Genomic DNA, 26,381 nt, shown 5'->3' on the forward strand with positions numbered 1-26,381 from the left:
CCCCGCAACCCGATCTCGAGGCAAAGACCCATGGCCGAATTCAAAACCGACATTGAAATAGCTCGCGCTGCCAAGAAAAAACCGATCCAGGAGATTGGCGCCAAGATCGGTATCCCATACGAGCACCTTTTGCCTTACGGCCACGACAAGGCGAAGGTCTCGGCCGAGTTCATCAAATCGGTGAAGGGCAACAAGGACGGCAAACTGATCCTCGTCACCGCGATCAACCCGACGCCCGCCGGCGAAGGCAAGACGACCACCACGGTCGGGCTCGGCGACGGCCTGAACCGCATCGGCAAGAAGGCGATCGTGTGCATCCGCGAGGCCTCGCTCGGCCCGAATTTCGGCATGAAGGGCGGTGCGGCCGGCGGCGGCCTCGCCCAGGTGGTGCCGATGGACGACATGAACCTCCACTTCACCGGCGACTTCCACGCCATCACCACCGCCCATAACCTGCTTTCGGCGCTGATCGACAACCACATCTACTGGGGCAACGAGCTCGGCATCGACATCCGCCGCGTGGCCTGGCGCCGCGTCATGGACATGAACGACCGGGCGCTGCGCGAGATCCTCTGCTCCCTCGGCGGCGTCGCCAACGGCTTCCCGCGCGAGGCCGGCTTCGACATCACCGTCGCCTCGGAAGTGATGGCGATCCTGTGCCTTGCCACCGACCTCAAGGACCTCGAGAAGCGCCTCGGCGACATCATCGTCGCCTACCGCCGCGACAAGTCGCCGGTCTATGCCCGCGACCTCAAGGCCGACGGCGCCATGGCCGTGCTCTTGAAGGATGCCATCCAGCCCAACCTCGTGCAGACGCTGGAGAACAACCCGGCCTTCGTGCATGGCGGCCCGTTCGCCAACATCGCGCATGGCTGCAACTCGGTCGTCGCCACCACGACGGCGCTCAAGCTTGCCGACTACGTCGTCACCGAAGCCGGCTTCGGCGCCGATCTCGGCGCTGAGAAATTCTTCGACATCAAGTGCCGCAAGGCGGGCTTGAAGCCGGCGGCGGCCGTCATCGTCGCCACCGTGCGCGCCATGAAGATGAATGGCGGCGTCAAGAAGGAAGACCTCGGCAAGGAGAACATCGAGGCGGTCAAGAAGGGCTGCCTCAATCTCGGCCGCCACATCGAGAACGTGCACCAGTTCGGCGTGCCGGTGGTGGTGGCGATCAACCACTTCACCACCGACACCGAGGCCGAGATCAGGGCACTGAAGGATTTCGTCGCCTCGATGGGGGCGGATGCGATCCTGTGCAAGCACTGGGCGCAAGGCTCCGCGGGCATCGAGGATCTGGCCCACAGAGTGGTCAAGCTTGCCGAGTCCGGTGCCTCGCAGTTCTCGCCGCTCTATCCCGACGAGATGCCGCTGTTCGAGAAGGTCAACACCATCGTCAAGCGTATCTACCGCGGCGACGAGGCGATCGCCGACAAGTCGATCCGCGACCAGCTGCATGCCTGGGAGCAGGCCGGCTACGGCAACCTGCCGGTCTGCATGGCCAAGACCCAGTACTCCTTCTCGACCGATCCGAACCTGCGTGGCGCGCCGACCGGCCACACCGTGCCGGTGCGCGAGGTCAGGCTCTCGGCTGGCGCCGGTTTCGTCGTCATCATCTGCGGCGAGATCATGACCATGCCCGGCCTGCCCAAGGCGCCGTCCTCGGAAAAGATCTTCCTCAACGAACAGGGTCAGATCGAGGGCCTGTTCTAGGGAAATCCGCGCTCTCCCCAAGGCGCTAGACCATGGAGCGCCCTTTAAGTCTTGGCACATCGTGCCAAGACTTTCTTGTTGGGGGTGGTTGCCAGGATGTCGGCTAAGTCAGATCAACACAACAACAGCGAAACCACCGCTGCGCGGTCAATGCGCAACGGCGAATCGCCGCGTCGAAATGGGTTTGTCTCAGCCGAGGTGCAAACGGCTCAGCAGGACTATGCGGCGTGAGCCGAGGATGCCTGAACCCCATATTCAAGGGAAGAGTCCAGGATCGTGTGCCAAAGGCTGTCGGCGAAGCTGGTGAAGACGAGCATGTTGAGGACGGGGTGTCCATCCAAGCCATCAGCCCCGCGCCAGATATTCATCGCCGTATGGTCGATCGAGGTTGTCGCCGCGGCGCCCAGCGGAAACGCCTTGTCATCCAGGTCCAACGAGCAGAACTTCGCAAGCGCCTGGCGAGCGCGAGGTCCGCCAATCCGGATGAGGCAGCGACCGTCCGACTGATCGGAGAGCGACGCGATGCCGGCAAACGCCTTTGACACTTTGGCAAATTGTCCGTCTGCCTGTCGTGCAGAGAAGACAATGAACTGGTCTGGGCCAGACCAGATCAGCGTAGCATTCCGGGCCACTGCTGCGCCGGGAGCACGGGGCGGCTCAATGCCAAATAGCTTCTTGGCGGCCTTTGCGGTCTCGGCCGCTCTGCCGCGCCGCGCCATCACCTGAACGAGGCTGATGTCGCGCACTTCCTCCAGCGTGACGCCTGCCTGCGTGCCGGCCACGCCGTGACGACCGGGGACGAGCGCCTTCTCCAGCGCCGATTGGGTGTTCCAGGAAAAATCAGCCACGCTGACGCACTCCTTCGGGATCGTAGAAGACCGGGCTGCAGATCTCGGCCTCGTAGTCCTCGCTCCGCAGCGGATCATGGATGCGAACGATCTCGCCGATGCGCTCGCGCCCGCGCTCGACCAGACCAAGGCCGATCCACTGGTCAAGCACCGGCGAGAAGCAGACCGAGGTGACATAGCCTTGATCCGTTTTCGGCCCAGGGGTCTCGCCCCTGGGGACAACGTGCGCGCCGGAACGCAGGCGCCGCGCCTTGTTCGTGGGCTTGACGCCGACGACCACCTGCCGGTTCGGCGCAATCAGCGCTTCGCGCCCGGCCATGACACGGCCGATAAAGTCCTTCTTCTTCGACATCATCTTACCAAGGCCAAGGTCGTCAGCGGTGGTCGTGCCGTTGAGCTCGGGCCCGGCGACATGCCCCTTTTCGATGCGCATGACGCCGAGCGCTTCAGTCCCGTAAGGCGTTACGCCATAGGGCTTGCCAGCGATCATCAGGTTCTCGGCCATCGCCGCGCCGTAGCGCGCCGGCACCGAAATCTCGAAGGCCATTTCGCCGGAGAACGAGATGCGGAACAGCCGAGCAATCACGTCACCGCGCAGCTTGACTTCACGGGCGCCCATGAATGGGAAGCCCTCGTTGGTGAGATCTTCCGACGGGTCGACCAGATCCTGCAGCAGCTTGCGGGCGTTCGGCCCAGCGATGGAGAACTGCGCCCACTGGTCAGTGGCACTGGTCAGCTGAACATCGAGGTCCGGGAACAATACCTGCCGGCAGAATTCCAGATGCTGCATCACCAGACCGGCCTTGGCAGTGGTGGTGGTGAGAAAATAGTGATCCTCGGCGAGCCGCGAGGTCGTGCCGTCGTCATAGACGATGCCATCTTCGCGCAGCATGAGGCCATAGCGCGCCTTGCCCACGGCGAGAGAGGAAAAGGCGTTGATATAGACGCGATCGAGGAAGACACCTGCATCCGCGCCGCGGACGTCAACTTTGCCGAGCGTGGAGACGTCGCAGAAGCCGACGCCGTTGCGCACGGCCAGCACTTCGCGGCTTACCGATTCCAGCCAGTCCTTCTCGCCGGCACGCGGGTACCATTGCGCACGCTTCCACAGCCCGGTGTCGACGAACACCGCGCCTTGCTTGGCGGCCCAATGATGCGACGGTGTCAACCGCCAGGCATGGAAGTTCTCGTCGCGATGATGGCCGGCGAAGGCGCCTATGGCGACGGGTGCGTAGGGCGGCCGGTAGATCGTCGTGCCGGTTTCCGGGATCGTGCGGCCGGTCGCTTCCGCCATGATTGCGAGGCCGTTGATGTTGGACGTCTTGCCCTGGTCGGTCGCCATTCCGAGCGTGGTGTAACGCTTCAAATGCTCGACGCTCTCGAAGCCTTCGCGCTGCGCCAGCGTCACGTCGGACGCGGTAACGTCGTGCTGGAAGTCGACGAACGCCTTGCCCTTACCTTTGACATGCCAGAGCGGCGCGATTCCGTAGCCCTCTTCGTCGGCTTTCGATGCCTCCCCCGGCTTTCCGGCGGCACCGCATTCGGCGGCCGCCTTGGCACCCGCGCTATGCCCGTCGCGAAGGCAGGCGCCGAGTGAGAGCTCGCCATTGGCAGCACCAGCCGTGGCCATCCCCTTTGGCGCACCGCCCGGCACGAAGGCCGCGATGTCCTCGCGCCAGATCGGCTTGCCACGATGGAAGCAAGATAAGCCGACATTCGGATTCCACCCTCCCGAAACGGCAAGGCAGTCAGTTTCGACCCGTTGCGTCTGGCCATTTCTGTCGTTGGTCACGACGATGCTGCGGACGCCGTCAACGCCGCCCTTTACATCGGACACGACGCCAGCAAGCACGCGCAGATCGTAAGTATCGACAAGCCTCCGGTGCTGCGCCGGCACCTCGCGGCGGGGGTCGATCACCGCCACGATGTGGGCGCCAGCCCGCTGGATGGTCTCGGCCGTGCGCCAGCCATCATCATTATTGGTAAACAACACCACACGCTTGCCTGGCAGAGCCGCGAAGCGATTGACATAGGTGCGGACGGCGGAGGCCATCATGACGCCTGGCCGATCATTGCCAGGAAAGACGATCGGTCGTTCAATCGCACCGGCGGTCACCACCGATCGCCTTGCGACGATGCGCCAGAGCCGCTGTCGCACCTGATGGCGATCCGGCATCGCGACGTTGTCGCTGACGCGCTCGAGCGCGGCGTAGGTACCACCATCGTAGACGCCGAACAGGGCCGTCCTGGTCATGATCCGGACATTGGGCAGAGAAACGAGTTCGCGTGTTGTGCTACGCAGCCACTCCCTGGCATCCATGCCATCGATCTCGCCGCCGTCACCGAGCAGACGACCGCCCAGCAAGGTATCCTCTTCCACGAGAATGACACGCGACCCGGCGCGGCCGGCAGCAAGCGCCGCCGACAGGCCGGCGGGACCGCCCCCGACAACCAGCACGTCACAATGAGCCCAGGCCTTGTCGTAGTGGTCTGGGTCAGGCAATTCGGCACTCTTGCCGAGACCGGCGGCGCGGCGGATCATCGGCTCGTAGATCGATTCCCAGAACTTCGCCGGCCACATAAAGGTCTTGTAGTAGAATCCGGCGACGAAGATCGGCGCGAACAACTGGTTGATCGACATCAAGTCGTGACGCAGCGATGGCCAGCGGTTCTGGCTGTTCGCGATCAACCCGTCATACAGTTCCTGCGTGGTCGCCCTCGTGTTCGGCTCGCGTCGGGCGCCGGTGCGCATCTCTACCAGCGCGCTCGGCTCCTCAGAACCGGCGGTGACGATGCCGCGCGGGCGATGATACTTGAACGACCGCGCCACGAGCTTGACGCCATTGGCGACGAGTGCGGAAGCCAGTGTGTCGCCGGCAAATCCGGTCATGGCCTTGCCGTCGAAGGAGAACCGGAGCGGCGACCGTCGGTCGATCATGCCGTCACCGGGCAGCCGGTGCGACTGGCTGGCGGACGTGACCGCCGTGCGGATGCTGGCCTCCTCCCGCGCTGTTCTGGCGAGCGGCTCGGATTGCGAATACCCCGACATGGTCATTCTCCTGCCCGCGCCGCCAAGGCAGCGCCCGCACCCGGTGCCGCCGTCACGGAAACAAATTCATGGGTGACGGTGTTGCGCTCGGCCGCGAGCCAGGAACGGCAGCCGCCGCCGTGGTACCAATACTCGCGCATCACACCCGCCAGATTGTCGCGCAGGTAGACGTAGTCGTGGAAAGCATCCTCGACACGTTCGGGGCTCTCCCCGCCATCGACGGCGAAGTTGGGCCGCTTGGGCGAGGCATCGCCAAGATAGGTGAACTCGCCGTTCTCACGCTCACCGCAGAAAGGACATGCAATACGCATTCAACCGGTCTCTCTTTCAGTGAAGGTTCGGCTGGGCGCCCTGGCCCTTTTCATCGATCGTCGCGCCACGGCGGAACCGGTCGAGGCGGAACAGCGCGGCCTCCGAATGCGGTTCGTCGCGCGCCAGAAGATGGGCGAAGACGAGTCCCGATGCCGGCGTTGCCTTGAAGCCGCCATAGCACCAGCCGGCGTTGAGATAGAGCCCGTCGACCGGTGTCTTGTCGATGATCGGCGTGCCGTCCATCGACATGTCCATTATGCCACCCCACTGCCGCAGCATGCGCACGCGGCCGATCATCGGCATGATGGCCATGCCGCCCTCGCAGACATCCTCCATGACCGGCATGTTGCCGCGCTGGGCATAGGAATTGTAGCCGTCGAGGTCGCCGCCGAAGACCAGCCCGCCTTTATCCGACTGGCTGACATAGAAGTGGCCGGCGCCGAAGGTGATGACACCCGGGATGAGCGGCTTGATAGCCTCGGAGACAAAGGCCTGCAGCACGTGGCTTTCGATTGGCAGCTTCATGCCGGCCATCGCCGCGACCCGCGACGAAGAGCCGGCGACCGCCATACCGACCTTGCCGGCGCCGATCCTGCCGCGCGAGGTCTCGACACCGGTCACCCTGCCGCTGGCGTCGCGCACGAAACCGGTGACCTCGCAATTCTGGATGATGTCGACGCCGCCTTCACTGGCGGCGCGCGCATAACCCCAGACGACGGCATCATGGCGAGCGGTACCTGCGCGCCGCTGCAAGAGACCGCCCATGATCGGGAAGCGGGCATTGTTATAGTTCAGGAACGGCAATTCCTTGCGGATTTGCTCGGCGTCGAGCAACTCGGCATCGATGCCGTTGATTCGCATGGTGTTGCCGCGGCGGGCGAAGGCATCGCGCTGCGCGTCGGAGTGGTAGAGGTTGATGATGCCGCGCTGGCTGACCATCGTGTTGTAGTTGAGGTCCTGCTCCATGCGCTCCCACAGCTTCATCGACAATTCGTAGAAGCCGGTATTGCCGGGCAGGCCGTAGTTGGAGCGGATGATGGTGGTATTGCGGCCGGCATTGCCGGAGCCGATCCAGCCCTTCTCCAGCACGGCGACATTGCGGATGCCGTATTCACGGGCGAGGAAATAGGCCGTCGCCAGTCCGTGGCCGCCGCCACCGATGATGACCACGTCATACCGGCTCTTGGGTGCCGGATCGCGCCACGCCCGCGTCCATCCCTTGTGTCCGGACAGTGCCGCCTTGGCGAGCGAAAAGATCGAATATTTCATCGCAGTTGTTCCGGCGAAATGTCATGTGGTGCGCCCAGCGCCCAATTCGTAGATCGGACGCTGGGCCTGGCAAACAGCTAGACGTCCAGCGTGTTGTCGCGCTCCCACTGGGTGAAGTGCGAGGCGTAGGCGTTCCACTCCTGGGTCTTGAGCTTGATGTAGGCGGCGGAAAATTCCTCGCCCATAGCAGCCTTCAACTCGGCGTCATCGTCATAAGCGCGAAGCGCGTCGAGCAGATTGAGCGGCAGCTTGGCGCCATGCGTGACGGTGTGTCCGTCCTTGTACATGTCGATGTCGCTGCGTTGACCTGGATCAGCCTTGGTGCGGATGCCGCTGAGGCCGGCGGCGATGATGGCCGCCTGCATCAGGTAGGGGTTGGCCGCGCCGTCGGGCAGGCGCAGTTCGAAGCGGCCGGGACCGGGCACGCGCACCATGTGGGTGCGGTTGTTGCCGGTCCAGGTCACCGTGTTGGGCGCCCAGGTGGCGCCCGAAACGGTGCGCGGCGCATTGATGCGCTTGTAGGAATTGACCGTCGGGTTGGTGATCGCGGCCAGCGCCGAGGCATGCTTCATGATGCCGCCCAGGAAGTGTCTGCCCTTTTCCGACAGACCCAACTCCATTTCCTTGTCGGCGAAAGCATTGGTCTTGCCGCTGAGATCCCATACCGAGATATGGGCATGGCAACCGCTACCCGTGAGGCCCTGGAAGGGCTTCGGCATGAAGGTCGCTCGCAGGCCGTGCTTTTCGGCAATCGACTTGACCATGAATTTGAAGAAGGAGTGCTTGTCGGCTGTGGCCAGCACATCGTCAAATTGCCAATTCATCTCGAACTGGCCGTTCGCATCCTCATGGTCGTTCTGATAGGGCTGCCAGCCAAGGTCGAGCATGGCGTCGCAGATTTCGGCGATAACGTCATAGCGACGCATCACCGCCTGCTGGTCGTAGCAGGATTTCGAGGCCGTATCGTACTCGTCGCTGATCTGCTTACCGTCGGGCGTGACAAGGAAGAATTCCGGCTCGACGCCAGTCTTCACGCGCATGCCTTCCTTGGCGGCTTCAGCAACGAGCCGCTTGAGGGTATTGCGCGGCGCCTGAGCGACGCCCTTGCCCTCCATCAGGCAGTCCGAAGCGAGCCAGGCGACTTCCGGCTTCCATGGTAGCTGTATCACCGAAGAGGCATCCGGCACCGCCAGCATGTCGGGGTGCGCCGGCGTCAGGTCAAGCCAGGTGGCGAAGCCGGCGAAGCCGGCGCCCTCCTTCTGCATGTCCCCGATGGCCTGCGCCGGCACCAGCTTTGCGCGCTGACCGCCGAACAGATCCGTATACGAGACCATGAAATACTTGACGTTGCGAACCCTTGCGAACTCTTGGAGATCAGTCCCCTCAGACTGATCGATTTTGGCTTCAAAGGCCTTATTCATTGTCTACTGCTCCCATTCGTCTGGTTTTAGAAGCCACCCTGCCCTGGTACCCAATTCGTCCCCGCGAGCGGCACACCGGCCATGGCCGCTGCTTCGATCGAAAGAGCACAGAGATCCTCGGGCTCGAGATTGTGCAGGTGATTTTTGCCGCAGGCACGTGCGATGGTCTGCGCCTCGAGCGTCATGACCTTCAGGTAATTCGCCAGCCGCCGTCCGGCGACGACCGGGTCGACCCGCTTCATCAGCTCGGGGTCCTGTGTGGTGATGCCCGCCGGATCCTTGCCCTCATGCCAGTCGTCGTAGGCGCCGGCGGTCGTGCCAAGTTTTTGGTATTCGTCCTCCCAATGCGGATCATTGTCGCCGAGCGCAATCAATGCCGCGGTGCCGATCGATACGGCATCGGCGCCAAGCGCCAACGCCTTAGCGACATCGGCCCCGTTGCGGATGCCACCGGAGACGATGAGCTGGACCTTGCGATGCATGCCGAGGTCCTGCAGCGCCTTCACAGCGGGCCTGATACAGGCGAGCGTCGGCTGGCCGACATGTTCGATGAATACTTCCTGCGTGGCGGCCGTGCCGCCTTGCATGCCATCGAGCACCACGACATCAGCTCCGGCCTTAACCGCAAGCGCGGTATCGTAATAGGGCCGCGCGCCGCCGACCTTGACGTAGATCGGCTTTTCCCAGTCGGTGATCTCGCGGATTTCCAGGATCTTGATCTCAAGGTCGTCAGGGCCGGTCCAGTCGGGATGACGGCAGGCTGAGCGCTGGTCAATGCCCTTGGGCAGAGTGCGCATTTCCGCCACGCGATCGGAGATCTTCTGGCCAAGCAGCATGCCGCCGCCGCCGGGCTTGGCGCCCTGGCCAACGACGATCTCAATGGCGTCGGCGCGGCGCAGGTCACGCGGGTTCATACCGTAGCGCGACGGCAGGTATTGATAGACCAGTTGCTTGGAATGGCCGCGCTCTTCCTCGGTCATGCCGCCGTCGCCGGTGGTGGTCGAGGTGCCGGCGATGGTTGCGCCGCGGCCGAGAGCTTCCTTGGCCGGACCGGAAAGCGAGCCGAAGCTCATGCCGGCAATGGTGATCGGGATCTTCAGTTCGATCGGCTTCTTGGCGTGGCGCGAGCCCAGCACAACTGAGGTGTCGCAGCGCTCGCGATAGCCTTCCAGCGGATAGCGCGAGATCGAGGCGCCAAGGAACAGCAGGTCGTCGAAATGCGGGACCTTGCGCTTGGCGCCGGAGCCACGGATGTCGTAGATGCCGGTTGCCGCGGCGCGGCGGATTTCCGACATCGCGTAGTCGTCGAAGGTCGCTGACTTGCGCGGCGTCGTCGGAGGATTGTGGTAGGTCATGGTCGCCCTCAGTATGCGTCAGCGTTGTCGATGTTGAAGTTGTAAAGCGTACGGGCCGAGCCGTAGCGAGTGAACTCTTCCGGCTTGGCATCCTTGATGCCGGCACGGTCGAGCAGATCCTGCAGGAGCGCGATGTGCTCGGGACGCATCTCCTTTTTGATGCAATCCGCGCCCAGGCTCTTGACCTTGCCACGGACGAACAGCCGCGCCTCATAGATCGAGTCGCCGAGCGCATCGCCGGCATCGCCCAACACCACCAGATTGCCCGACTGGGCCATGAACGCCGACATATGGCCGATATTACCGCGGACAACGATATTGATGCCCTTCATCGAGATGCCGCAGCGCGACGAGGCGTTGCCCTCGATGACCAGCAGACCGCCGCGGCCGGTGGCGCCGGCGTATTGGCTGGCATCGCCTTTGACCACGATCGAGCCCGACATCATGTTCTCGCCGACGCCCGGGCCTACGGAGCCGTGCACGGTTATGGCGCCGCCGGCATTCATGCCGCCACAGTAATAGCCGACGCTGCCGCGCACATCGATAGCGACCGGCTGGTCGACACCGACGGCGACGGAATGGCTGCCTTTCGGGTTGAGCACTTCCCAGGAGGTTTCGTTCGAGCCGGGGCCAAGATTGTGCAGCGCCTGATTGAGCTCGCGCAGTGAATTTTCGCCAAGGTCGAAGACACGCCGCGCGAAGTCCATTTCACGCGATGGCGCCGTGGCAACATTCGAAATATTCATGATCCTCAGTGCTCCCAGAAATAGACGGTGGACGGCTCCGGTTCCCAAACCCTCGCATTGTCAATGCCGGGCAGGTTGGCGAGCGCGCGGTATTCGGACCCGAAGGCGACATACTGGTCGGTCTCGGCCATGACGGCGGGCTTGCAGGAGATCGGATCGCGCACCACGCCGAAGCCGTTCTTGGTGCCGACCACGAAGGTGAAGAAGCCGTCGAGGTCGTCGAGGCTGCTCTGCAGCGCCTCGCCGAGGTTCTGACCATGAGCGATTTTGGACGAGAGATAGGCGGCGGCGACTTCGGTGTCGTTTTCGGTCTCGAAGCGCATGCCGTCGCGGATCAGTTCACGGCGAAGATTGTTATGGTTCGACAGCGAGCCGTTATGCACCAGGCATTGGTCCGGGCCGGTCGAGAAGGGGTGCGCGCCCAGTGTGGTTACGGCGGATTCGGTCGCCATGCGCGTGTGGCCGACGCCGTGGCTGCCGGTCATCTTGGTCACGTCGAAACGCTTGACCACTTCGGCCGGCAGGCCGACCTCCTTGTAGATCTCGATCGCTTCGCCGGCGCCCATGACACGCACATTCGGGCGCAGTTCGGCGATCGCGGCACGGGCTTCGTCGAGCTTGCCGGCAGGGATGTCGAGGACGGCGTGGGTAGACTTCACCGTCGACGAAACTTTGGCTTCTATCTTCTTGCCAAGCTCGGCTTCGAGACCAGGGAAATCCACTGCGGGAGCCGAAGACTGAATGGTGATCTTGGCACGCCCCTTCGCTGCTGCGCCGTCATATATGGCTATGCCGGCGCTGTCAGGGCCGCGGTCGGTCAATGAGACCAGCATTTCCGACAGGAGGGCGCCCAGTCGCGGCTCAAGTGATTTGTCTTTCAGAAAGAGTCCAACAATCCCACACATATCCCGGTCACCTCGATTGATTGTTACCCATGGCAATGCCTAGCAGGTTCCCAGTCACAATTCAACTGTCATGAATTTTTTTTTCCTGTAGAAAAACATGACGGCCTGAGGTGGAAGGAGGCCCGGTAATCCTTTTCAACGGCCGCAGGTCTTGCCGACGCGCGTGGCATGTCGGCGCGCCAACTATTAAGGAAGCCGTGGAAATCGAGGCGCCTGGCGACGGTCGTCCAAATGCGCAAAGGCGCCCAATTGGTGGCCAGTCGAGCACGCTTGAATGGCGGTCGCAACAGCGCCGCGCGCGCTCTTGGGTTGTAGTGCTTGATTTTTGCGCATGATCTTTTCCGAACCTCCGGCTCGAGGTCATGCGCTAATCAGAGTCATTCGCCGGTCGTAGAGATCAATCCGTTGAGGCCCAGGCGATCAATACCTCAGCATGGTCCTGCAGGGGGAAATCGCTCCTGGCGGGCTTACGTCAGCCTTTTCCGCGCCCGCCGGGATAGGAGATGATCGACAGGTATCGCATCGGCAAGTGCGTCAGTTCTTCGGGACCGTGCGGTGCATCGGCGTCGAAGAACAAACTGTCGCCTGGGGTCATGCGATAGAGATTGCTGCCATGGCGGTAAACCACCTCGCCTTCCAGCATGTAGAGGAACTCCATGCCATCATGCTGAAAGGTTGGGAAGACGTCCGAGTCTTCAGTCAGCGTAATGAGGTAGGGTTCAACAACGACGTTGGTGTCCGAAGCGATATGGCCTAGCAATGTATACTGGTGTCCCGCGCGCGTGCCACGCCGTTCCACATCCACGCCCGATCCGGCCTTGACGAAGACGGCCTTACGCTCTTCCTCGAAGCTGCGGAAGAATGCGGTGAGCGGTACTCCGAGCGCGTGCGACAACAACTTCAGGGTGGTCAATGACGGCGAGGTGATGCCATTCTCGATTTTGGACAGCATGCCGAGCGAGAGGCCTGTGGTCGCGGCAAGGTCGGCAACGGTAATGCCGAGCTTCTTGCGAAAGGCGCGAACCTCGTGGCCAATCGCGACTTCGAGCACGTTCTCGCGCATGTCGCGAACGGCGTGGGGATCCTGAATGAGGGGAGTACTGCGCGGCAGCGCGCTAAGTGTCGCCGCACCCGATGTTTTGACGGGAGCCGGCGATCTGCCATTTTTCCTTGCTGCTTGAGTCTTCGCCATGTTGCCGCCACCCGCTGATTCCATTTTATTTCCTAACAGTAAACATTTTCGACGCGCGGCACAACTACGGATATTCGGGGCAGACCATGCGATAAATCGCAAGCACCCGGCATGGCCGGGTAAGTGGGTGCCTTGAGCGGGCTATTACATCAGCAATATTTGCAGGTCAGCGACATTGATACCGGGAGAAACCGCCAGGCAACAAGTCACCGAACGACGCCTGCACATAGGCGGCGTTTGGGTGGGCCTGAATCATTCCCACTCGATGATCAACTGGAGCATCAACGAATTGAATTATTATATAATTTCTATCAATGAGTTCGATAATACCGTTCCAAATACCGTCGGATTCCTACGCTGTTGAAAAGGCTACAACAATGTAGTCGCTGTCGCGGCATGCATTCTTTTGACTACATCATTTCCGTCAGCGCCTTTGCGGCGCCCAAGGCGCACTTCGTTTGGCCGGCTGTGGCGGACGCCGTACGCAAAACCGGCACAGGACAGCGGTTGCTTCAGTTTGGGTATGCATCGCTTCCCGTTTGGCCCCCAAGCACAAACGAACTTACACAATTCGACAGCAGCGTTTGCGGACGCCCAATTTCCCCGGGCGTGAGCATCCCGTGCCTGAACAAGGTGACCACGCGACACCTCAAACCGATGCTGCTTTAGAAGCAACAGCAACTCGGAATCGGTTTGCGGGAGCCCAATGTCCGTGGGAAGGCTGCGCCGGAGAATGCCATCCGATACTGTGAACCCGTCTTGCTCCAGTCCGTAGCGGAGCCTTTGAAACTCGGGCTTCTCAACGGTCGGCTTCGACCATTCATATACTGGCTTGACGGCGGGAAGACGCGCAGCCGCGCGTTCAACCAGCGCGTTTTCAAGTAGTCCATCGTCAACGGGATGTCTCGGATTTCTATCGATGAACTGCTTCAGTTCAACCATCCGTGCTTTTGCGCTACCACCTCCGATATTCTCGTAAACGCTGGGCCCAAAGTCGGTGAGCAGCGCACTGATTTCAGCCTGCGTCAGGTTCTCCAGAACGTCAGCCGCCGCAATAATCGTCCGGCGCGAAAACAGCGAGCGCGTCGCCTCGCGAGCGGGCCCGAAATACTGCTCGACCCGATCATTGGCATGGCGCTCTAGGAACTTTCGCGCCTCCAGGTCCGTCAGGGGGAAGAACCCCTCCAACACACCATCATGACCTGCCAGCAGCTCAAAGAACACGCCGCTTGGTGTCCGGTAAAGCGTCCAGGAGGCATCCGACCTGTCGTCGCCGTGGTCGCCTCGGGCTAATCGCTCGGAGGTTTCGGTATCGTACACGACCCCGTTTATAATCCTCCTCATGCTACACCCGCCGCGAAGCCGCCTCGGCAATACCAGTCACTGTCGGCCAACGCCTGGTAGGAGGCCGTCCGCCAACCATTCACATTTACCAGCCGACAGCTGTTCGCCGTGCTCTGCAGAAGTGAGCGCACATCGTCCGCGCCGCCATCTGCATAGTTTGTGTTCATCAGATCGCTTAGTTCGGTAAGTTCCTGTGCGGCCTTTGCCGCATATCGGCTCGCCAGATTGAGCATCTTAAACTGGCGCTGGACCCGGGAGGTCAAGATTTCGCTCCAGCCGGCTGGTGGGGAAACGAGGAACCGCAGAGCCGCAGGCGTACCTTCGACGACTTCAGCGACAAGCCAGGGCTCGCCTTCGATATCGTCATAGTAGGGATGGATAGTCTCTTCGCTCGCCGTCAATGGCCGGACATCCGACTTGGCCTTGTTACAGTCATGACAGGCCGGAATCAGGTTCCACGGGGCTACCGCGAGCGCAGGAAACTGAGTTTTCGGTAAATAGTGATCGAGGGTTGAGACCACGTGTTGGCCACAGAGCGGGCATCGGCCGTGCTTCGGAGCGGCCATTAGTTCATCATAGACGGTCCGGCCAGGGGCCCCCTTCGCGGCCAATCTGCCAGTGTAGACCCTCGACATTTCCTTGACTGTTACAATACCGTCGATGTTCGCACTCGGTGCAATGGTGTGGATCTCATTGTTGGAGGCCGCGTCATCGAACTCGATCGAGGCGCCAACGATTGCAGCGGTTACGCTCACAAGGCGCTGTTTGAGGTCCTCATTTGCCACCTTGCTGATCGTCGTGGTGAACACATCTTCGGCCGTTTGTTCGGGCTTTGGCAATTTCCACATCAGTCATCGCCATTCGCGTCGCGTGCAGCGATAAGGCCTCGAACGATCGCCTGGCCTTCGAGGCCAAGTTGACCGACGAAGTGTTCGACGATCTCATCGAAGTCGCCACCCGCCGCCACCTGATCTCGCAGCATCCTATGGAAGCCGGACCCTGTTACCTCCAAGCCGAAGACCTCGCGGGTCAGAATTTCCACGTTCTCACCAAAGGTCTCAATTTCTGGACGTTCGGCGACGACAGTGCGTCCGTTGCGTCGAATCTTCCAGACGCAACTCATTGGCACCTCCTGCAACACGACAGGGGAGTGGGTTGAGTATTGCGGACCAGAGGACTTGTCCCTCGGAACGCTGATTGGAGTGAAATCGTCAAACGCGCTGAAGCTGACCGACACGAGCCCTGTAAATGAGCCGGCGTCTTCGTCGTCGTGACTGACGACGAAGCGCCCCTTTGCGCGATCGTTGTCATCCAAGAACGCTTCTGTCATCGAGTTTAGCAGGTAGGTCTTGCCCACACCGTTCCGCCCCGTGATGACATGGATGTTGGTCGGTGGCTGAACTTCGGGAAACACCCCAAACGTCAATTCCACCCGCTGCGTAATCGACCTGCGATCGCGAGGCATCCTGTATGAGAATTCGAAGGGTGTGACGCGAGCCCCACCACGTGCCATGCGGCGGTACTGCCCACGCACCGCCTGCGTCGACACGGAACGAAGCAGCGATAGTCCCGTGACACGCTCCTGCAGCGCGCGCTCAAAAAGATCCGAATCGAAAGCGAGGTCCCTGAGGCCTTCGAGGATTCGGTCGCGTAGCTCGGGCCCGATTTCGTTCAGCGCGGCATAATAGGTATCGTCCTGGCCCAAAGAGAAAAATTGCTCCTCCAAGGCCTCGAAGCGCTCTGGAATGTCGGGACGCCGCTGAGGTTTCTCCATCCCGACTTGGCCGATTTTCACGGACCCGATGTCCCGACTCTCACCATCGGCATCGATGTAGGTCAGGAAATACATGGTCGAGAATGCGAACCAATCGTCCCAGTTGTCGCTGATTAGAAATGCTCGCGATCGAGCCTTGCTCGGCGGCCGCCCGCCGACAGGCAATACTGTAAAGAACACGCTCCCTCCCCCAACCCGCGAATAGAAATTCTATACCAGTATCTCGCCATGGAAGGCGACAGGCGAAATGAGCCGCGAATCAGATGGATCGGTGCAGGATTACAACTGGGGTCGACAGCAAGGATGTCGGACGTGGGGTTGCATCGCAGTGACCGATCTAAGGATACCGAGCCTTTATCTGATGCATCGCCGTGCCAATGGCCGCCATCATCTTCTGGGACATCGTAACCAGCGTTTGGGTACTCGCCGCATCGAACTCCAAGATCGGCACCTGCTCGATATCGCTATGGTAGTCGGATCGCCAGGGTCGAACATAGTAGCTCTGGGAGTCAGAATGAGCGTAAACTTGGTGACGCAGGCGAATGACATTCATGTGCAGCGCAGCTTCTGCTGTGTCGTAGGTATCCAGAAGCTCCTTGGGAAATTGTGGCCACCCCCTGCTCCCTCCGAACGCGCGCCCATACGGGTGACCATTCCACCCCTTCTTTAAGATAAACAGCCCGTAGCTGTGAGCAGCAGCCAAGTCGTGGCGTGCAGCATGCAGCTTACCGTAGAGTCTGTTATCCACATCGTCGAAATGGAGTTCTTTACTTTCGCTCGTTGTCAATGAAGCGGCCTCATGCCTGCCTGGGCGTGTGCAAGCATACAACAACTAATGAGTTCAGCCGGTGTTAGCTTCGGGGTGCCTGGAATGCGCTATTTGCACCCCGCGCAGCCTCGTGGGCTAGATAAGTTCGATCCAAGCCGGCGCATGGTCACTCGGCTTTTCCTCACCACGCAACTCGACATCCACACCGGAGTTGCGGAGCCTGTCGGAAACTGAGGGATTAATGAGCAGATGGTCCATTCGGAAGCCAGAGCTCCTATCGTAGCCACCGCCGTAGGAGAAATTCCAGTAGGTGTAGACGCCCTTCTCCGGATGAATGCGTCGAACCGCATCGATCCACCCATTCTCAAGCATCTCGGCATAGGCTCGCCGGCTCTCGGGGAAGTAAACCGCATCGCCTAGCCATCGTCGCGGCACCACAGCGTCAATTGGGGTTGGAACGACATTGTAGTCTCCGCACAGCACAGTTGGTGCTCCCTCTTTGAGCAGGACTTGGCCGTGGCTGATCAGACGGTCGAACCAGCGTAGCTTATAGTCGAACTTGGGACCAGGCGCTGGATTCCCATTCGGCAGGTAAAGGCAGCCGACAACAAGCCCGTCCACGTCGGCCTCGATGTAGCGGCTGTGCGTATCATCAGGATCGCCCGGCAGACCGCGCCGGCGTTCCACCGGGTCCATTCCCCGAGATAGAATGGCCACTCCATTGTAGGATTTCTGGCCATGCCAGACCGCGCCGTATCCCGCCTCGCGGATCGCGTCGGCTGGAAACTTCTCGTCCGACGTTTTCAGTTCCTGCAGGCAGACGATGTCGTAGTCCCTTGCCCTGAGCCATTTGAGGAGCACGGGCAGCCGGCCATTGACGCCGTTCACATTGAAGGTGGCGATGCGGACCATCTGTCCTCGCGGCCGAGGCTCACTTCTTGCCCAGTTTTTCCTCGACCTTCTTGCGACTGTTGCCGACCGATTTCACAGCCGACTTGACACCAGCCTTGGTGGCCCCAGTCTTGCCCGCCTCGTATTTCACCTCATGATCCTGCCCACCAGCGACTTTCGCGCGGTCCTGGCTACGTCCGCGAGTTGTTTGAGTAGTGGCCATTTCTTCCTCCAAGGGGTTGCGTGCAGTTCCCAACAACGCGGTCGGGCTCTTCCGGTTCAATCGATAGACGCGCGGAGTGGAACTGAATCTCAGGTCAGAGTATTGAATCGCACAATGTATGCGAGTTCCCTATGTCGGCCGTAGAGGCCGCTCTCAGCAAGAAGCGCGCACGGCGCAAGGACTCGGAATCTATCCCTCCATACGCGCTTCCCAAGTTTCGCCCATTCCAGCTCTGCACGCTGACAGACGACATACCGGTGGGCGCCGACTGGCTCTTCGAAATGAAGTTCGATGGCTATCGCGCGCAGGCCGCGATCTCCGGCTCGGAGGTCGTGGTCTATACCCGCAACGGCCACGACTGGACCCGCCAGTTCAAGGTGATCGTGCCGCCGCTGAGGTCGCTGACCAAGGGCTCCGCGCTTATCGATGGCGAGATCGTGGCCATCGACAGCCAGGGTCGCAGCAATTTCTCCATGCTGAAAACCGGCATCGCCGCGGGCATGCCGCTCAAGTTCTATGCCTTCGATCTGCTCGAATTGAACGGCGACGATCTGTCGAACCGTCCACTCCTCGACCGCAAGGAAAGACTTGAGGTCCTTCTGGGCAAGCGGGAGCCCGGCGACAGCCTGCAATTCTCCAGTCATATCGCCGACAATGGGAAGAAAGTCTTCGACACCATGTGCGCCGGCGGCCACGAAGGTGTCATCGCCAAGCGCGCGGACAGCCGGTATGTCGGCGACCGCGCCCCCACCTGGCTCAAGATCAAGTGCACAAGACGACAGGAGTTCGTGGTCGGCGGTTACCGCCCAAGCGACACCGGACGCGGCATGGCATCGCTGATCTTGGGTACCTATGAGAACGGCAAGCTGATCTATCGTGGCCGCGTCGGCACTGGCTTCACCCAGCCGATGCGCAAGAACATCCTCGAGCAACTTGAGAAGCGTCGCCTCGATAAGCCGGCCTTCGCCTCCGTACCGCGGGACATCGCGCGCCGAGCCAGATGGGTCAAGCCCGAGCTTGTTGCCGAGGTTGCGTATTCGGAGGTCACACCAGATGGCAGCCTGCGACATCCAAGCTTTCAGGGCATGCGCGAAGACAAGCGAGCCGATCAGGTGGCGATGGAAATGCCGAAGACACCGGCGACGCCTGGCGCCGCCAATCTCGATCCGGCGATCGGCAAGGAGGTCGCCGTCGCGGTCGGCGTCAAGCTGACGCATCCGGACAAGGTTAGGTATCCCGGCACCAAGGTTACAAAGGCTACGCTCGCCGCCTACTACGCCGCGGTCGTTGAGAAGATGTTGCCGCATATCCAGGATCGGCCGCTGTCACTGGTGCGCGACACTGATGGCGATCTGCGGCAGACCTTTTTTCAGAAGCACAAGCTGCCAGGCATGCCCAAGGCCATCCACGACGGCCATTTGGAGAAGATGTCCGGCAAGGAAAGACGCATCCTTTGGGTCGACGATCTGGCGGGGCTGATCGCCGGCGTCCAAATGAACGTGCTGGAATTCCACGTGTGGGGCAGCCTGCGCCAGCAGCCGAAACTGCCGCATCGCATGATCTTCGATATCGATCCCGACGAGGGCCTTGGTTTCAACGACGTCAAGCAGGCAGCCCTCGACATCCGGGGCGTTCTGGAAGCGCTCGGCCTTCAATCCTGGCCGCTGCTGTCCGGAGGCAAAGGCGTTCACGTGGTCGTTCCACTCGTTCCCGAAGCCGACTGGGAAGAGGTCAAGAGCTTCTGCCAGGACTTCGCCGAATTGCTGGCCCGCACGGATCCGGCCCGCTTCGTCGCGAACATGAGCAAGGCGAGGCGCAAGGGCCGTATGTTCCTCGATTATCTGCGCAATGGCCAGGGTGCCACGGCAATATGTCCCTGGTCGACCCGAGCCCGGTCTGGAGCGTCCTGTGCCGTACCCGTCACCTGGGATGAATTGCCGGCCTTCAAAAGCGCCAGCGCCTTTGACGTCTACGCGTCCGCTGCGCGAGCTCGGCAGTCCGACGACGCGTGGGAAGGCTATTTCGACGTCGAACAAACCCTGACCGAGCGGATCCGAAAAGCAGTCCGGTAACAGCAGCCAGTCCTAGATGGTCAGCGACATCTGGCCGTCTGCCTCTGCTCGCGTTCCGCTCAAGTTCGAAAGCGTCACCCCAAGCAGGCGTATCCCCTTGGTGACGGGAAACACCTGTTCGAGGAGTGTGCCGCTGACGGTCGCCAGGTCCGTCTCCGTCTCGATGACGCCACCGATCGTTCGGCTGCGTGTGATCTGCTGAAAGTCGGCGAACTTCACCTTGAGCGTCACGGTCCGGCCATGGATCGATCGCTCCGCACAATAGCGCCAGACCTTTCGGACCAATGGCGCCAGTTCCCTGCGAGCACTTTCGAGGTCAAACAAATCGTTCACGAAGGTGTCCTCGGCCCCCACCGACTTGCGCTCGCGATCGGCCCGCACCGGACGCTCGTCGATGCCGCGGGCTATCCAGTAATAGTACGGGCCTGCCTTCCCGAACTTCTCCTCCAGGAACACCAGGCTCTGCGCACGCAGGTCAGCGCCTGTCTCGATGCCGAGCCGGGCCATCTTGTCGGCGGTCGCCGGGCCAACGCCATGAAACTTCCGCACGGGCAATGCCTCGACAAAAGCCGGCCCCATTTTCGGAGTGATGACGAACAGCCCATCTGGCTTGTTCTGGCCAGAGGCGAGCTTGGCCAGGAACTTGTTGTAGCTGACGCCGGCTGACGCTGTCAGACCGGTCTCGGACTTGATCTTCGTGCGGATCATCTCCGCGATCGTCGTGGCGACCGGGATGCCCTGAAGATTGTCGGTGACGTCCAGATAGGCTTCGTCGAGCGAAAGCGGCTCGATCAGTGGCGTGTGCTCGGCGAAGATCGCGTGTATCTGCTGTGAGACGGCCCGGTAGGCGTCAAACCGCGGCGGCACGAAGATCAGTTCGGGACATTTGCGCTTCGCGGTGATCGAGGGCATGGCCGATCGCACCCCGAACTTTCTGGCCTCATAGCTGGCGGCGGCCACGCCCCCCCGCGCCGCCGAGCCACCAACCGCCACAGGCTTGCCACGCAGGTCCGGTTTGTCGCGCTGCTCGACCGAGGCGAAGAAGGCATCCATATCGACATGGATGATCTTGCGAAGAATGGCCATGCCTTTCGCCTTCGGCGCATCAGCTTCTTGGCCGTTGTCAATTCGCTCGCCCATAACGCCCTTTCCCGCATCGCCTGCCGCATATGAAAATAGACCGCAACGCGATGGAGTGCAGTCTGCGATCCAACTTTCGAAGCGACGCAACGACCCCGATCGACTCATCAGCCCCAAGAGAACAAATAAGGAACATATCAGCCCCGAAATTCGTTGGGAAGACAGTTTGAGAGTGGTTCGTCCATGGGTCAGCCGGCCGCCAGCCCTGCTATCGCCGCGCTTCGCGAGCGAATCGCGCGCCTCGAGGGCGGGCCGACGCGTAACCGTGCGTCGCTTCCCTTCGGCGTTCCCGCCATCGACAAGGTCCTGCCGGGAGGCGGGCTGGCGCTCGGCGCGCTGCACGAGATCGCCGGCGGCCGAAACGGAGCGATCGATGGCGCCGCGGCGGCGCTTTTTGCCGCCGGCATTACCGCTCGAACCAAGGGCAAGGTGCTGTGGTGCGTTACGCGGCAGGATCTCTTTGCGCCCGCCCTCGCCCAGGCCGGTCTGCTCCCAGGCCGCGTCGTCTATGTCGAGGCCGGCGACGAAGCTTCCGTGCTCGCCTGTTTCGAGGAAGGGCTTCGCCATGGCGGGCTCGGGGCCGTCGTTGCCGAACTGGCTCGGCTCTCAATGACCGCCTCCCGCCGACTGCAACTTGCCGCCGAAACCTCCGGCGCCATCGGCATCGCCATCCGCCGTTGGCGCCGACAGACCGAGGCGACCGATTTTGGACAACCAACCGCTGCGGTCACCCGCTGGCGGGTCACCGCGCTCCCCTCCCGCCCCCTGCCGGTCCCCGGTATCGGCCGCGCTCGCTGGCAGCTCGAGCTGATCCGGGTGCGGGCTGGAGAAAGCGCCGATTTTGAAGTGGAAGCCTGCGATGACAAGGGTCGTCTCGCTCTATTTTCCGACCTGGCCGACCGATCGCCTGCGGCGCGCCATGGGCCAATCCGCGCCCTCGGTTGAAACCCCGGTCATCATGCTCGGCCGGCAGGGAAACCGGCGGCTCGTGCTGGCCACCGATGCGGGGGCGCGCGCGGCCGGCCTGCGCGTCGGCATGCCGGCGAGCAAGGCCCAGGTGCTGGTGCCCAACGTGCAGAGCTTCGACCTGGATGCCGCCGGCGATAACGCGGCACTCGATAGAATGGCGCTCTGGTCGCTGCGCTATGCGCCAATCGTCGCCGCCGATCCGCCCGATGGCCTGATCATCGACACCACGGGCACCGACCATCTGCATGGCGGTGAGGACGCCATGCTCGAGGGACTCGTCTCGCGCATGGCGTCCTCCGGTATCGAGGCGCGCGCCTCTCTCACCCTGCGCTTCGGGCCCGAACTCGGCCGTCGCCTGGACCAGGCCATGGGGCGGCGAAGCGAACCCTTCGAGCCCGCCCGCTCTCCCGAACTCATCGAGGTTCGCCGGGCCTTCGGCGAGCCTATCGGCGCCGCCGAGACCATAGCCCGCTATATCGGCAAGCTCGTCGCGGCGCTTTGCGAAGCGCTCGAGGCCAAGGGGCTCGGCCACGCCGGCTAGACCTCCTGTTTCATCGTGTCGACAACCGCATCGAGGCCATTCGCGTCGGCACCGCCGTGCCAGTGCGCGATGTCAAACGGCTGACCCGTCTCCTTACCGACCGGATCGAGAGCGTCGATCCCGGTTTCGGCATCGAGGTGATGACCCTGGCCGCAACGCTCGCCGAGCCCTTCGGAGCCAAGCAGATCATCTCCTCACTGGTCGAGGAGCCGGAGCCCGACATTACCGATCTCATCGACGTGCTTGCCAACCGTATCGGCGAGCAGCGGCTCTACCGCTTTGCCCCGGTCGAGAGTGACGTGCCCGAACGCTCAGTCCGCCGCATCGCACCGAATGCGCCGGACGACGGGACGAGTTCGCCCAGTGACTGGCCTCGCCCGGCGCGTCTGCTGACCCACCCCGAACCCATTGAGACCATGGCGCTGCTACCCGACCATCCGCCGGTCTGGTTCAGTTGGCGCGGCATCCGGCATCGCGTCGCGCGGGCAGACGGTCCCGAACGCGTTTTCGGTGAATGGTGGCAGCGCGACGCCGAACTAATCGCCGTGCGCGACTATTTCCAGGTGGAGGACGAGTCCGGCGAGCGCTTCTGGATCTACCGCGCCGGTGACGGCGAGGATCGCGAGACCGGCTCGCACAAATGGTTCCTGCACGGGGTCTTCGCATGACCACCCCGCGCTATGCCGAATTGCAGGTGACCAGCCATTTCTCGTTCCTGCGCGGCGCCAGCTCTTGCGTTGAGCTGTTCGCGCAGGCGGCGGCGCTCGGCATTGAGGCCTTGGCTGTAGTCGACCGAAATTCTCTAGCCGGCATTGTGCGGGCACATCAGGCCGCCAAGGACACCGGCGTCAGGCTCGTCGTCGGCTGTCGCCTCGATCTCGTCGACGGCATGTCCCTGCTCGTCTATCCCACCGATCGGGCCGCCTATTCGCGTCTGTGCCGGCTGCTGACCCTCGGCAAGAAACGCGGCGGCAAGGCCCAATGCCATCTCGAATGGAGCGACCTGGCCGACTATGCCGAGGGCCTGATCGCCGTTCTCGTTCCCGATCGGGCTGACGACAACTGCGCGATGCAACTGCGTCGCCTGCGGGAGACCTTCAGCGATCGCGCCTATCTGGCCCTCACCTTGCGTCGCCGACCCAATGACCAGGTCCGGCTGCACGAACTCGCAAACCTTGCCGTCCAAATGAGGGTGCCGACGGTGGTGACGAACGACGCTCTGTTTCACGAGCCCGGCCGGCGCATCCTCCAGGACGTAGTGACCGCCATTCGCCACAACATCACCATCGACGAGTTGGGGTTTCGGCGCGAGCGCCACGCCGACCGCTATCTCAAGCCGCCCGAGGAGATGGAACGCCTGTTTTCGCGCTATCCGGAGGCGCTTGCGCGTACGGTCGAGATTGCCCGGCAGTGCCGCTTCTCGCTCGACGAACTCGCCTACCAGTATCCCGAGGAAAAGATGCTGCCCGGGCTGACGGCGCAGCAGGCGCTCGAAAAGCTCACCTGGGAAGGCGCGGAGCGCCGCTATCCCGAGGGCGTCCCCGACAAGGTGGTGGCTGTCATCAAGCATGAACTGCGCCTGATCGAGATCCTGCAATACGCCCCATACTTCCTGACCGTGAACGCCATCGTGCAGTTCGCGCGCAGCAGGGACATCCTGTGCCAGGGCAGAGGGTCGGCAGCGAACTCCGCCGTGTGCTACGTGCTTGGCATCACCAGCATCGATCCCGAGCGCAACAATCTCCTTTTCGAGCGCTTTGTCTCGCAGGAGCGCAACGAGCCCCCGGATATCGATGTCGTTTTCGAGCATGAGCGGCGCGAAATCGTCATGCAGTGGGTCTATGAGACCTATGGCCGCGACCACAGTGCCCTCTGCTCGACCGTGGTGCGCTATCACACCAAAGGTGCGGTCCGCGACATTGGCAAGGCTCTCGGCCTGCCCGAGGACGTCACCAAGTTGCTCTCGCCCCAGGTCTGGGGCCACGGCGAAGGCATCGACGAGACGCGCGCTCGAGAGCTCAATTTCAACGTGGCCGATCGGAGGCTGCGGCTGACGCTCGAACTGGCGCAACAGCTCGAGGGCACGCCCCCGCATCTGTCACAGCATCCCGGCGGCTTCGTTCTGACCAATGACCGGCTCGACGACTTGGTGCCGATCGAGCCCGCCCGCATGGCCGATCGCCAGGTCATCGAGTGGGACAAGGACGACATCGACATTCTCAAATTCATGAAGGTCGACGTCCTGGCGCTTGGCATGCTCACCTGTATGAAACGCAGCTTCGATCTGCTGGCCGAGCACAAGGGCATGACCCTCGACTTGGCCACCATCCCGGCCGAAGATCCGGCGACCTACGCCATGATCCGCAAGGCGGACACGATCGGGGTCTTCCAGATCGAGAGCCGCGCCCAGATGTCGATGCTGCCCCGCATCAAGCCGCGCACCTTCTATGACCTGGTGGTCGAGGTCGCCATCGTCCGCCCCGGTCCGATTCAGGGCGACATGGTCCACCCCTATCTGCGCCGCCGGGAGGGCAAGGAGCCGGTCGAGTTCCCGACCCCCGAGCTCGAGCGCGTGCTCGGCAAGACCTTGGGCGTCCCTCTGTTCCAGGAGCAGGCCATGCAGGTCGCCATGGTCTGCGCCGGCTTCAGTGCCGGCGAGGCCGACCAGCTGCGCCGCGCCATGGCGACCTTCAAGCACACTGGCGGCGTAAGCAGATTTCGCGACAAGCTGATCGGCGGCATGATCGCCAACGGCTATACGCCGGAATTCGCCGCGACCACCTTCAAGCAGCTCGAAGGCTTTGGCAGCTACGGCTTTCCCGAAAGCCATGCTGCCAGCTTCGCGCTCATCGCCTATGCCTCGAGCTGGATGAAATGCCACCATCCCGAGGTCTTCTGCTGTGCGCTGCTCAATTCCCAGCCAATGGGCTTTTACCTGCCGGCCCAGATCGTGCGCGATGCCCAGGCCCACGGGGTTGAGATCCGGCCGGTCTGCATCAATGCGAGCCGGTGGGATTGCACGCTGGAGCCGATTGGCGAGGACGGACGCTTCGCCGTCCGCCTCGGCCTGCGCCTCGTCAAAGGGCTAGCCAATGCGGACGCGGCGGCGATCGTAGCAGCCCGGACTGACGAGCCCTTCGCATCCATCGACGATCTCTGGCATCGCGCTGGCATGCCGTCGGCAGCTCTGGTCCAACTGGCCGAGGCGGATGCCTTCCGTTCCAGCCTCGGTCTCGCGCGCCGCGAAGCTCTATGGGCACTCAAGGGGTTGCGCGACGAACCCCTGCCCCTCTTTGCCGCCGCCTCGGCGCGCGAACAGAAGACAGTCTCGGAAATCCATGAGCCCGCTTTGTCGCTTCGGCCGATGACGGCCGGTCGGGAAGTGGTCGAGGATTACGGCATGTCGGTCTCACCCTGCGCAACCATCCGCTCTCGTTCCTGCGCAGTGACCTTGCCCGGCGCGCCATCGTCACCTGCAGGGAAGCGATGCAGGCGCGCGACGGACGCTGGCTGGAGGCGGCCGGCCTTGTTCTTGTCCGTCAGCGGCCCGGCTCGGCCAAGGGCGTGATGTTCCTGACGATGGAAGACGAGACCGGCTCTGCCAATGTCGTCGTCTGGGTCAAGGTTTTCGAGAAGTATCGCCGCGTGCTGCTCTCCTCCTCTATGCTCAGCGTTCGCGGCAAGATTCAGCGTGAGGGCGAAGTGGTCCATCTCGTTGCACACCAACTCATCGACCTTTCGGGGGACCTTGCCAGTGTGGGCAACCGCGAGACGCCGTTTCCCCTTCCGCATGGGCGAGGCGACGAAGCTCGTCACAGGGGACCGGGAGTCGATCCGCGGAGCTTACCCAG

At 62.2% G+C, this 26,381-nt stretch carries 19 protein-coding genes and 2 pseudogenes; 5 read left to right on the forward strand and 16 right to left on the reverse strand.

The annotated features are described in order from the left end of the window. Window positions 1-30 precede the first annotated feature (30 nt). Window positions 31-1,710 (forward strand): formate--tetrahydrofolate ligase, encoded by a 1,680-nt coding sequence (locus EJ071_RS34185; protein WP_126101804.1) that lies wholly within the window; start codon window positions 31-33, stop codon window positions 1,708-1,710. Between the two features lie 218 nt (window positions 1,711-1,928). Here the strand turns inward: EJ071_RS34185 and EJ071_RS34190 are convergent, their stop codons facing one another. The 15 genes from EJ071_RS34190 to EJ071_RS34260 form a co-directional block, all read right to left on the reverse strand. After that, complete coding sequence (locus EJ071_RS34190; RefSeq protein WP_126101805.1) at window positions 1,929-2,558, reverse strand: sarcosine oxidase subunit gamma family protein; 630 nt, start codon at window positions 2,556-2,558, stop codon at window positions 1,929-1,931. Continuing rightward, window positions 2,551-5,496: a sarcosine oxidase subunit alpha family protein gene (locus EJ071_RS34195; RefSeq protein WP_245460381.1), complete on the reverse strand. Its 2,946-nt coding sequence runs from the start codon at window positions 5,494-5,496 to the stop codon at window positions 2,551-2,553. Before EJ071_RS34195 ends, EJ071_RS34190 begins: the two co-directional genes overlap by 8 nt. Window positions 5,497-5,609: 113 nt before the next feature. Then, window positions 5,610-5,918: a sarcosine oxidase subunit delta gene (locus tag EJ071_RS34200; RefSeq protein ID WP_126101807.1), complete on the reverse strand. Its 309-nt coding sequence runs from the start codon at window positions 5,916-5,918 to the stop codon at window positions 5,610-5,612. A 16-nt stretch (window positions 5,919-5,934) separates the two neighbouring features. After that, window positions 5,935-7,188 carry a sarcosine oxidase subunit beta family protein gene (locus EJ071_RS34205; protein WP_126101808.1) on the reverse strand — a complete coding sequence of 418 codons (1,254 nt, stop codon included), beginning with the start codon at window positions 7,186-7,188 and terminating at the stop codon, window positions 5,935-5,937. Between the two features lie 77 nt (window positions 7,189-7,265). Next, a complete protein-coding gene (glnT, locus tag EJ071_RS34210; protein ID WP_126101809.1) occupies window positions 7,266-8,609 on the reverse strand; it encodes a type III glutamate--ammonia ligase in 1,344 nt (447 codons plus the stop codon). Between the two features lie 26 nt (window positions 8,610-8,635). After that, window positions 8,636-9,964, reverse strand: coding sequence for an FMN-binding glutamate synthase family protein (locus tag EJ071_RS34215; protein ID WP_126101810.1), 1,329 nt, complete (start codon window positions 9,962-9,964; stop codon window positions 8,636-8,638). Window positions 9,965-9,972: 8 nt separating this feature from the next. After that, the gene (locus EJ071_RS34220; RefSeq protein WP_126102839.1) at window positions 9,973-10,671 is read right to left on the reverse strand and encodes a GXGXG domain-containing protein; all 699 of its coding nucleotides are present in this window, start codon (window positions 10,669-10,671) and stop codon (window positions 9,973-9,975) included. Window positions 10,672-10,715: 44 nt separating this feature from the next. Continuing rightward, window positions 10,716-11,615, reverse strand: coding sequence for a glutamine amidotransferase family protein (locus EJ071_RS34225; RefSeq protein WP_126101811.1), 900 nt, complete (start codon window positions 11,613-11,615; stop codon window positions 10,716-10,718). A 472-nt stretch (window positions 11,616-12,087) separates the two neighbouring features. After that, window positions 12,088-12,807 carry a helix-turn-helix domain-containing protein gene (locus EJ071_RS34230; protein WP_126102840.1) on the reverse strand — a complete coding sequence of 240 codons (720 nt, stop codon included), beginning with the start codon at window positions 12,805-12,807 and terminating at the stop codon, window positions 12,088-12,090. 369 nt (window positions 12,808-13,176) lie between these two features. Next, the gene (locus tag EJ071_RS34235) at window positions 13,177-14,127 is read right to left on the reverse strand and encodes a hypothetical protein (RefSeq protein ID WP_126101812.1); all 951 of its coding nucleotides are present in this window, start codon (window positions 14,125-14,127) and stop codon (window positions 13,177-13,179) included. Window positions 14,128-14,147: 20 nt separating this feature from the next. After that, a complete protein-coding gene (locus EJ071_RS34240; RefSeq protein WP_126101813.1) occupies window positions 14,148-14,999 on the reverse strand; it encodes an HNH endonuclease in 852 nt (283 codons plus the stop codon). Further along, window positions 14,999-16,105, reverse strand: a complete 1,107-nt coding sequence (locus EJ071_RS34245; RefSeq protein ID WP_126101814.1) for a hypothetical protein — start codon at window positions 16,103-16,105, stop codon at window positions 14,999-15,001. Before EJ071_RS34245 ends, EJ071_RS34240 begins: the two co-directional genes overlap by 1 nt. A gap of 157 nt (window positions 16,106-16,262) precedes the next feature. Then, window positions 16,263-16,712: a hypothetical protein gene (locus tag EJ071_RS34250; protein WP_126101815.1), complete on the reverse strand. Its 450-nt coding sequence runs from the start codon at window positions 16,710-16,712 to the stop codon at window positions 16,263-16,265. A gap of 117 nt (window positions 16,713-16,829) precedes the next feature. Continuing rightward, window positions 16,830-17,606 carry an exodeoxyribonuclease III gene (gene xth, locus EJ071_RS34255; protein ID WP_126101816.1) on the reverse strand — a complete coding sequence of 259 codons (777 nt, stop codon included), beginning with the start codon at window positions 17,604-17,606 and terminating at the stop codon, window positions 16,830-16,832. A gap of 19 nt (window positions 17,607-17,625) precedes the next feature. Beyond that, complete coding sequence (locus EJ071_RS34260) at window positions 17,626-17,808, reverse strand: DUF3606 domain-containing protein (RefSeq protein WP_126101817.1); 183 nt, start codon at window positions 17,806-17,808, stop codon at window positions 17,626-17,628. Between the two features lie 131 nt (window positions 17,809-17,939). Between EJ071_RS34260 and ligD the strand changes: the two genes are divergently transcribed. Continuing rightward, window positions 17,940-19,880: a DNA ligase D gene (ligD, locus tag EJ071_RS34265; RefSeq protein WP_126101818.1), complete on the forward strand. Its 1,941-nt coding sequence runs from the start codon at window positions 17,940-17,942 to the stop codon at window positions 19,878-19,880. Between the two features lie 12 nt (window positions 19,881-19,892). On the opposite strand, the gene dinB is transcribed toward ligD, so the two are convergent. After that, complete coding sequence (gene dinB, locus EJ071_RS34270) at window positions 19,893-20,966, reverse strand: DNA polymerase IV (protein WP_245460077.1); 1,074 nt, start codon at window positions 20,964-20,966, stop codon at window positions 19,893-19,895. A gap of 237 nt (window positions 20,967-21,203) precedes the next feature. On the opposite strand from dinB, the gene EJ071_RS34275 reads away from it, so the two are divergent. The 3 genes and pseudogenes from EJ071_RS34275 to EJ071_RS34285 all read left to right on the forward strand — a co-directional run. Next, the gene (locus tag EJ071_RS34275) at window positions 21,204-21,965 is read left to right on the forward strand and encodes an ImuA family protein (RefSeq protein ID WP_126101820.1); all 762 of its coding nucleotides are present in this window, start codon (window positions 21,204-21,206) and stop codon (window positions 21,963-21,965) included. Next, window positions 21,880-23,198: pseudogene (locus tag EJ071_RS34280) on the forward strand (DUF6504 family protein). Before EJ071_RS34275 ends, EJ071_RS34280 begins: the two are co-directional and overlap by 86 nt. Continuing rightward, a pseudogene (locus EJ071_RS34285) lies at window positions 23,195-26,337 on the forward strand (error-prone DNA polymerase); the annotation flags it as partial. The pseudogenes EJ071_RS34280 and EJ071_RS34285, both read left to right, overlap by 4 nt. Between the last annotated feature and the right edge of the window lie 44 nt (window positions 26,338-26,381).

Origin of the sequence: Mesorhizobium sp. M1B.F.Ca.ET.045.04.1.1 (assembly GCF_003952465.1) — a bacterium.
Classification (GTDB): Bacteria; Pseudomonadota; Alphaproteobacteria; order Rhizobiales; family Rhizobiaceae; genus Mesorhizobium; species Mesorhizobium shonense.

What these genes read in the sequence shown, in the direction of transcription:
- EJ071_RS34195 (WP_245460381.1), bottom strand. Translation starts at nt 5,496, where the DNA reads ATGATCGACCGACGGTCGCCGCTCCGGTTCTCCTTCGACGGCAAGGCC.
- EJ071_RS34215 (WP_126101810.1), bottom strand. Translation starts at nt 9,964, where the DNA reads ATGACCTACCACAATCCTCCGACGACGCCGCGCAAGTCAGCGACCTTC.
- EJ071_RS34185 (WP_126101804.1), top strand. Translation starts at nt 31, where the DNA reads ATGGCCGAATTCAAAACCGACATTGAAATAGCTCGCGCTGCCAAGAAA.
- EJ071_RS34260 (WP_126101817.1), bottom strand. Translation starts at nt 17,808, where the DNA reads ATGGCCACTACTCAAACAACTCGCGGACGTAGCCAGGACCGCGCGAAA.
- EJ071_RS34205 (WP_126101808.1), bottom strand. Translation starts at nt 7,188, where the DNA reads ATGAAATATTCGATCTTTTCGCTCGCCAAGGCGGCACTGTCCGGACAC.
- glnT (WP_126101809.1), bottom strand. Translation starts at nt 8,609, where the DNA reads ATGAATAAGGCCTTTGAAGCCAAAATCGATCAGTCTGAGGGGACTGAT.
- EJ071_RS34275 (WP_126101820.1), top strand. Translation starts at nt 21,204, where the DNA reads ATGGGTCAGCCGGCCGCCAGCCCTGCTATCGCCGCGCTTCGCGAGCGA.
- EJ071_RS34225 (WP_126101811.1), bottom strand. Translation starts at nt 11,615, where the DNA reads ATGTGTGGGATTGTTGGACTCTTTCTGAAAGACAAATCACTTGAGCCG.
- dinB (WP_245460077.1), bottom strand. Translation starts at nt 20,966, where the DNA reads ATGGCCATTCTTCGCAAGATCATCCATGTCGATATGGATGCCTTCTTC.
- EJ071_RS34220 (WP_126102839.1), bottom strand. Translation starts at nt 10,671, where the DNA reads ATGGACTTCGCGCGGCGTGTCTTCGACCTTGGCGAAAATTCACTGCGC.
- EJ071_RS34240 (WP_126101813.1), bottom strand. Translation starts at nt 14,999, where the DNA reads ATGTGGAAATTGCCAAAGCCCGAACAAACGGCCGAAGATGTGTTCACC.
- EJ071_RS34230 (WP_126102840.1), bottom strand. Translation starts at nt 12,807, where the DNA reads ATGGCGAAGACTCAAGCAGCAAGGAAAAATGGCAGATCGCCGGCTCCC.
- xth (WP_126101816.1), bottom strand. Translation starts at nt 17,606, where the DNA reads ATGGTCCGCATCGCCACCTTCAATGTGAACGGCGTCAATGGCCGGCTG.
- ligD (WP_126101818.1), top strand. Translation starts at nt 17,940, where the DNA reads ATGTCGGCCGTAGAGGCCGCTCTCAGCAAGAAGCGCGCACGGCGCAAG.
- EJ071_RS34200 (WP_126101807.1), bottom strand. Translation starts at nt 5,918, where the DNA reads ATGCGTATTGCATGTCCTTTCTGCGGTGAGCGTGAGAACGGCGAGTTC.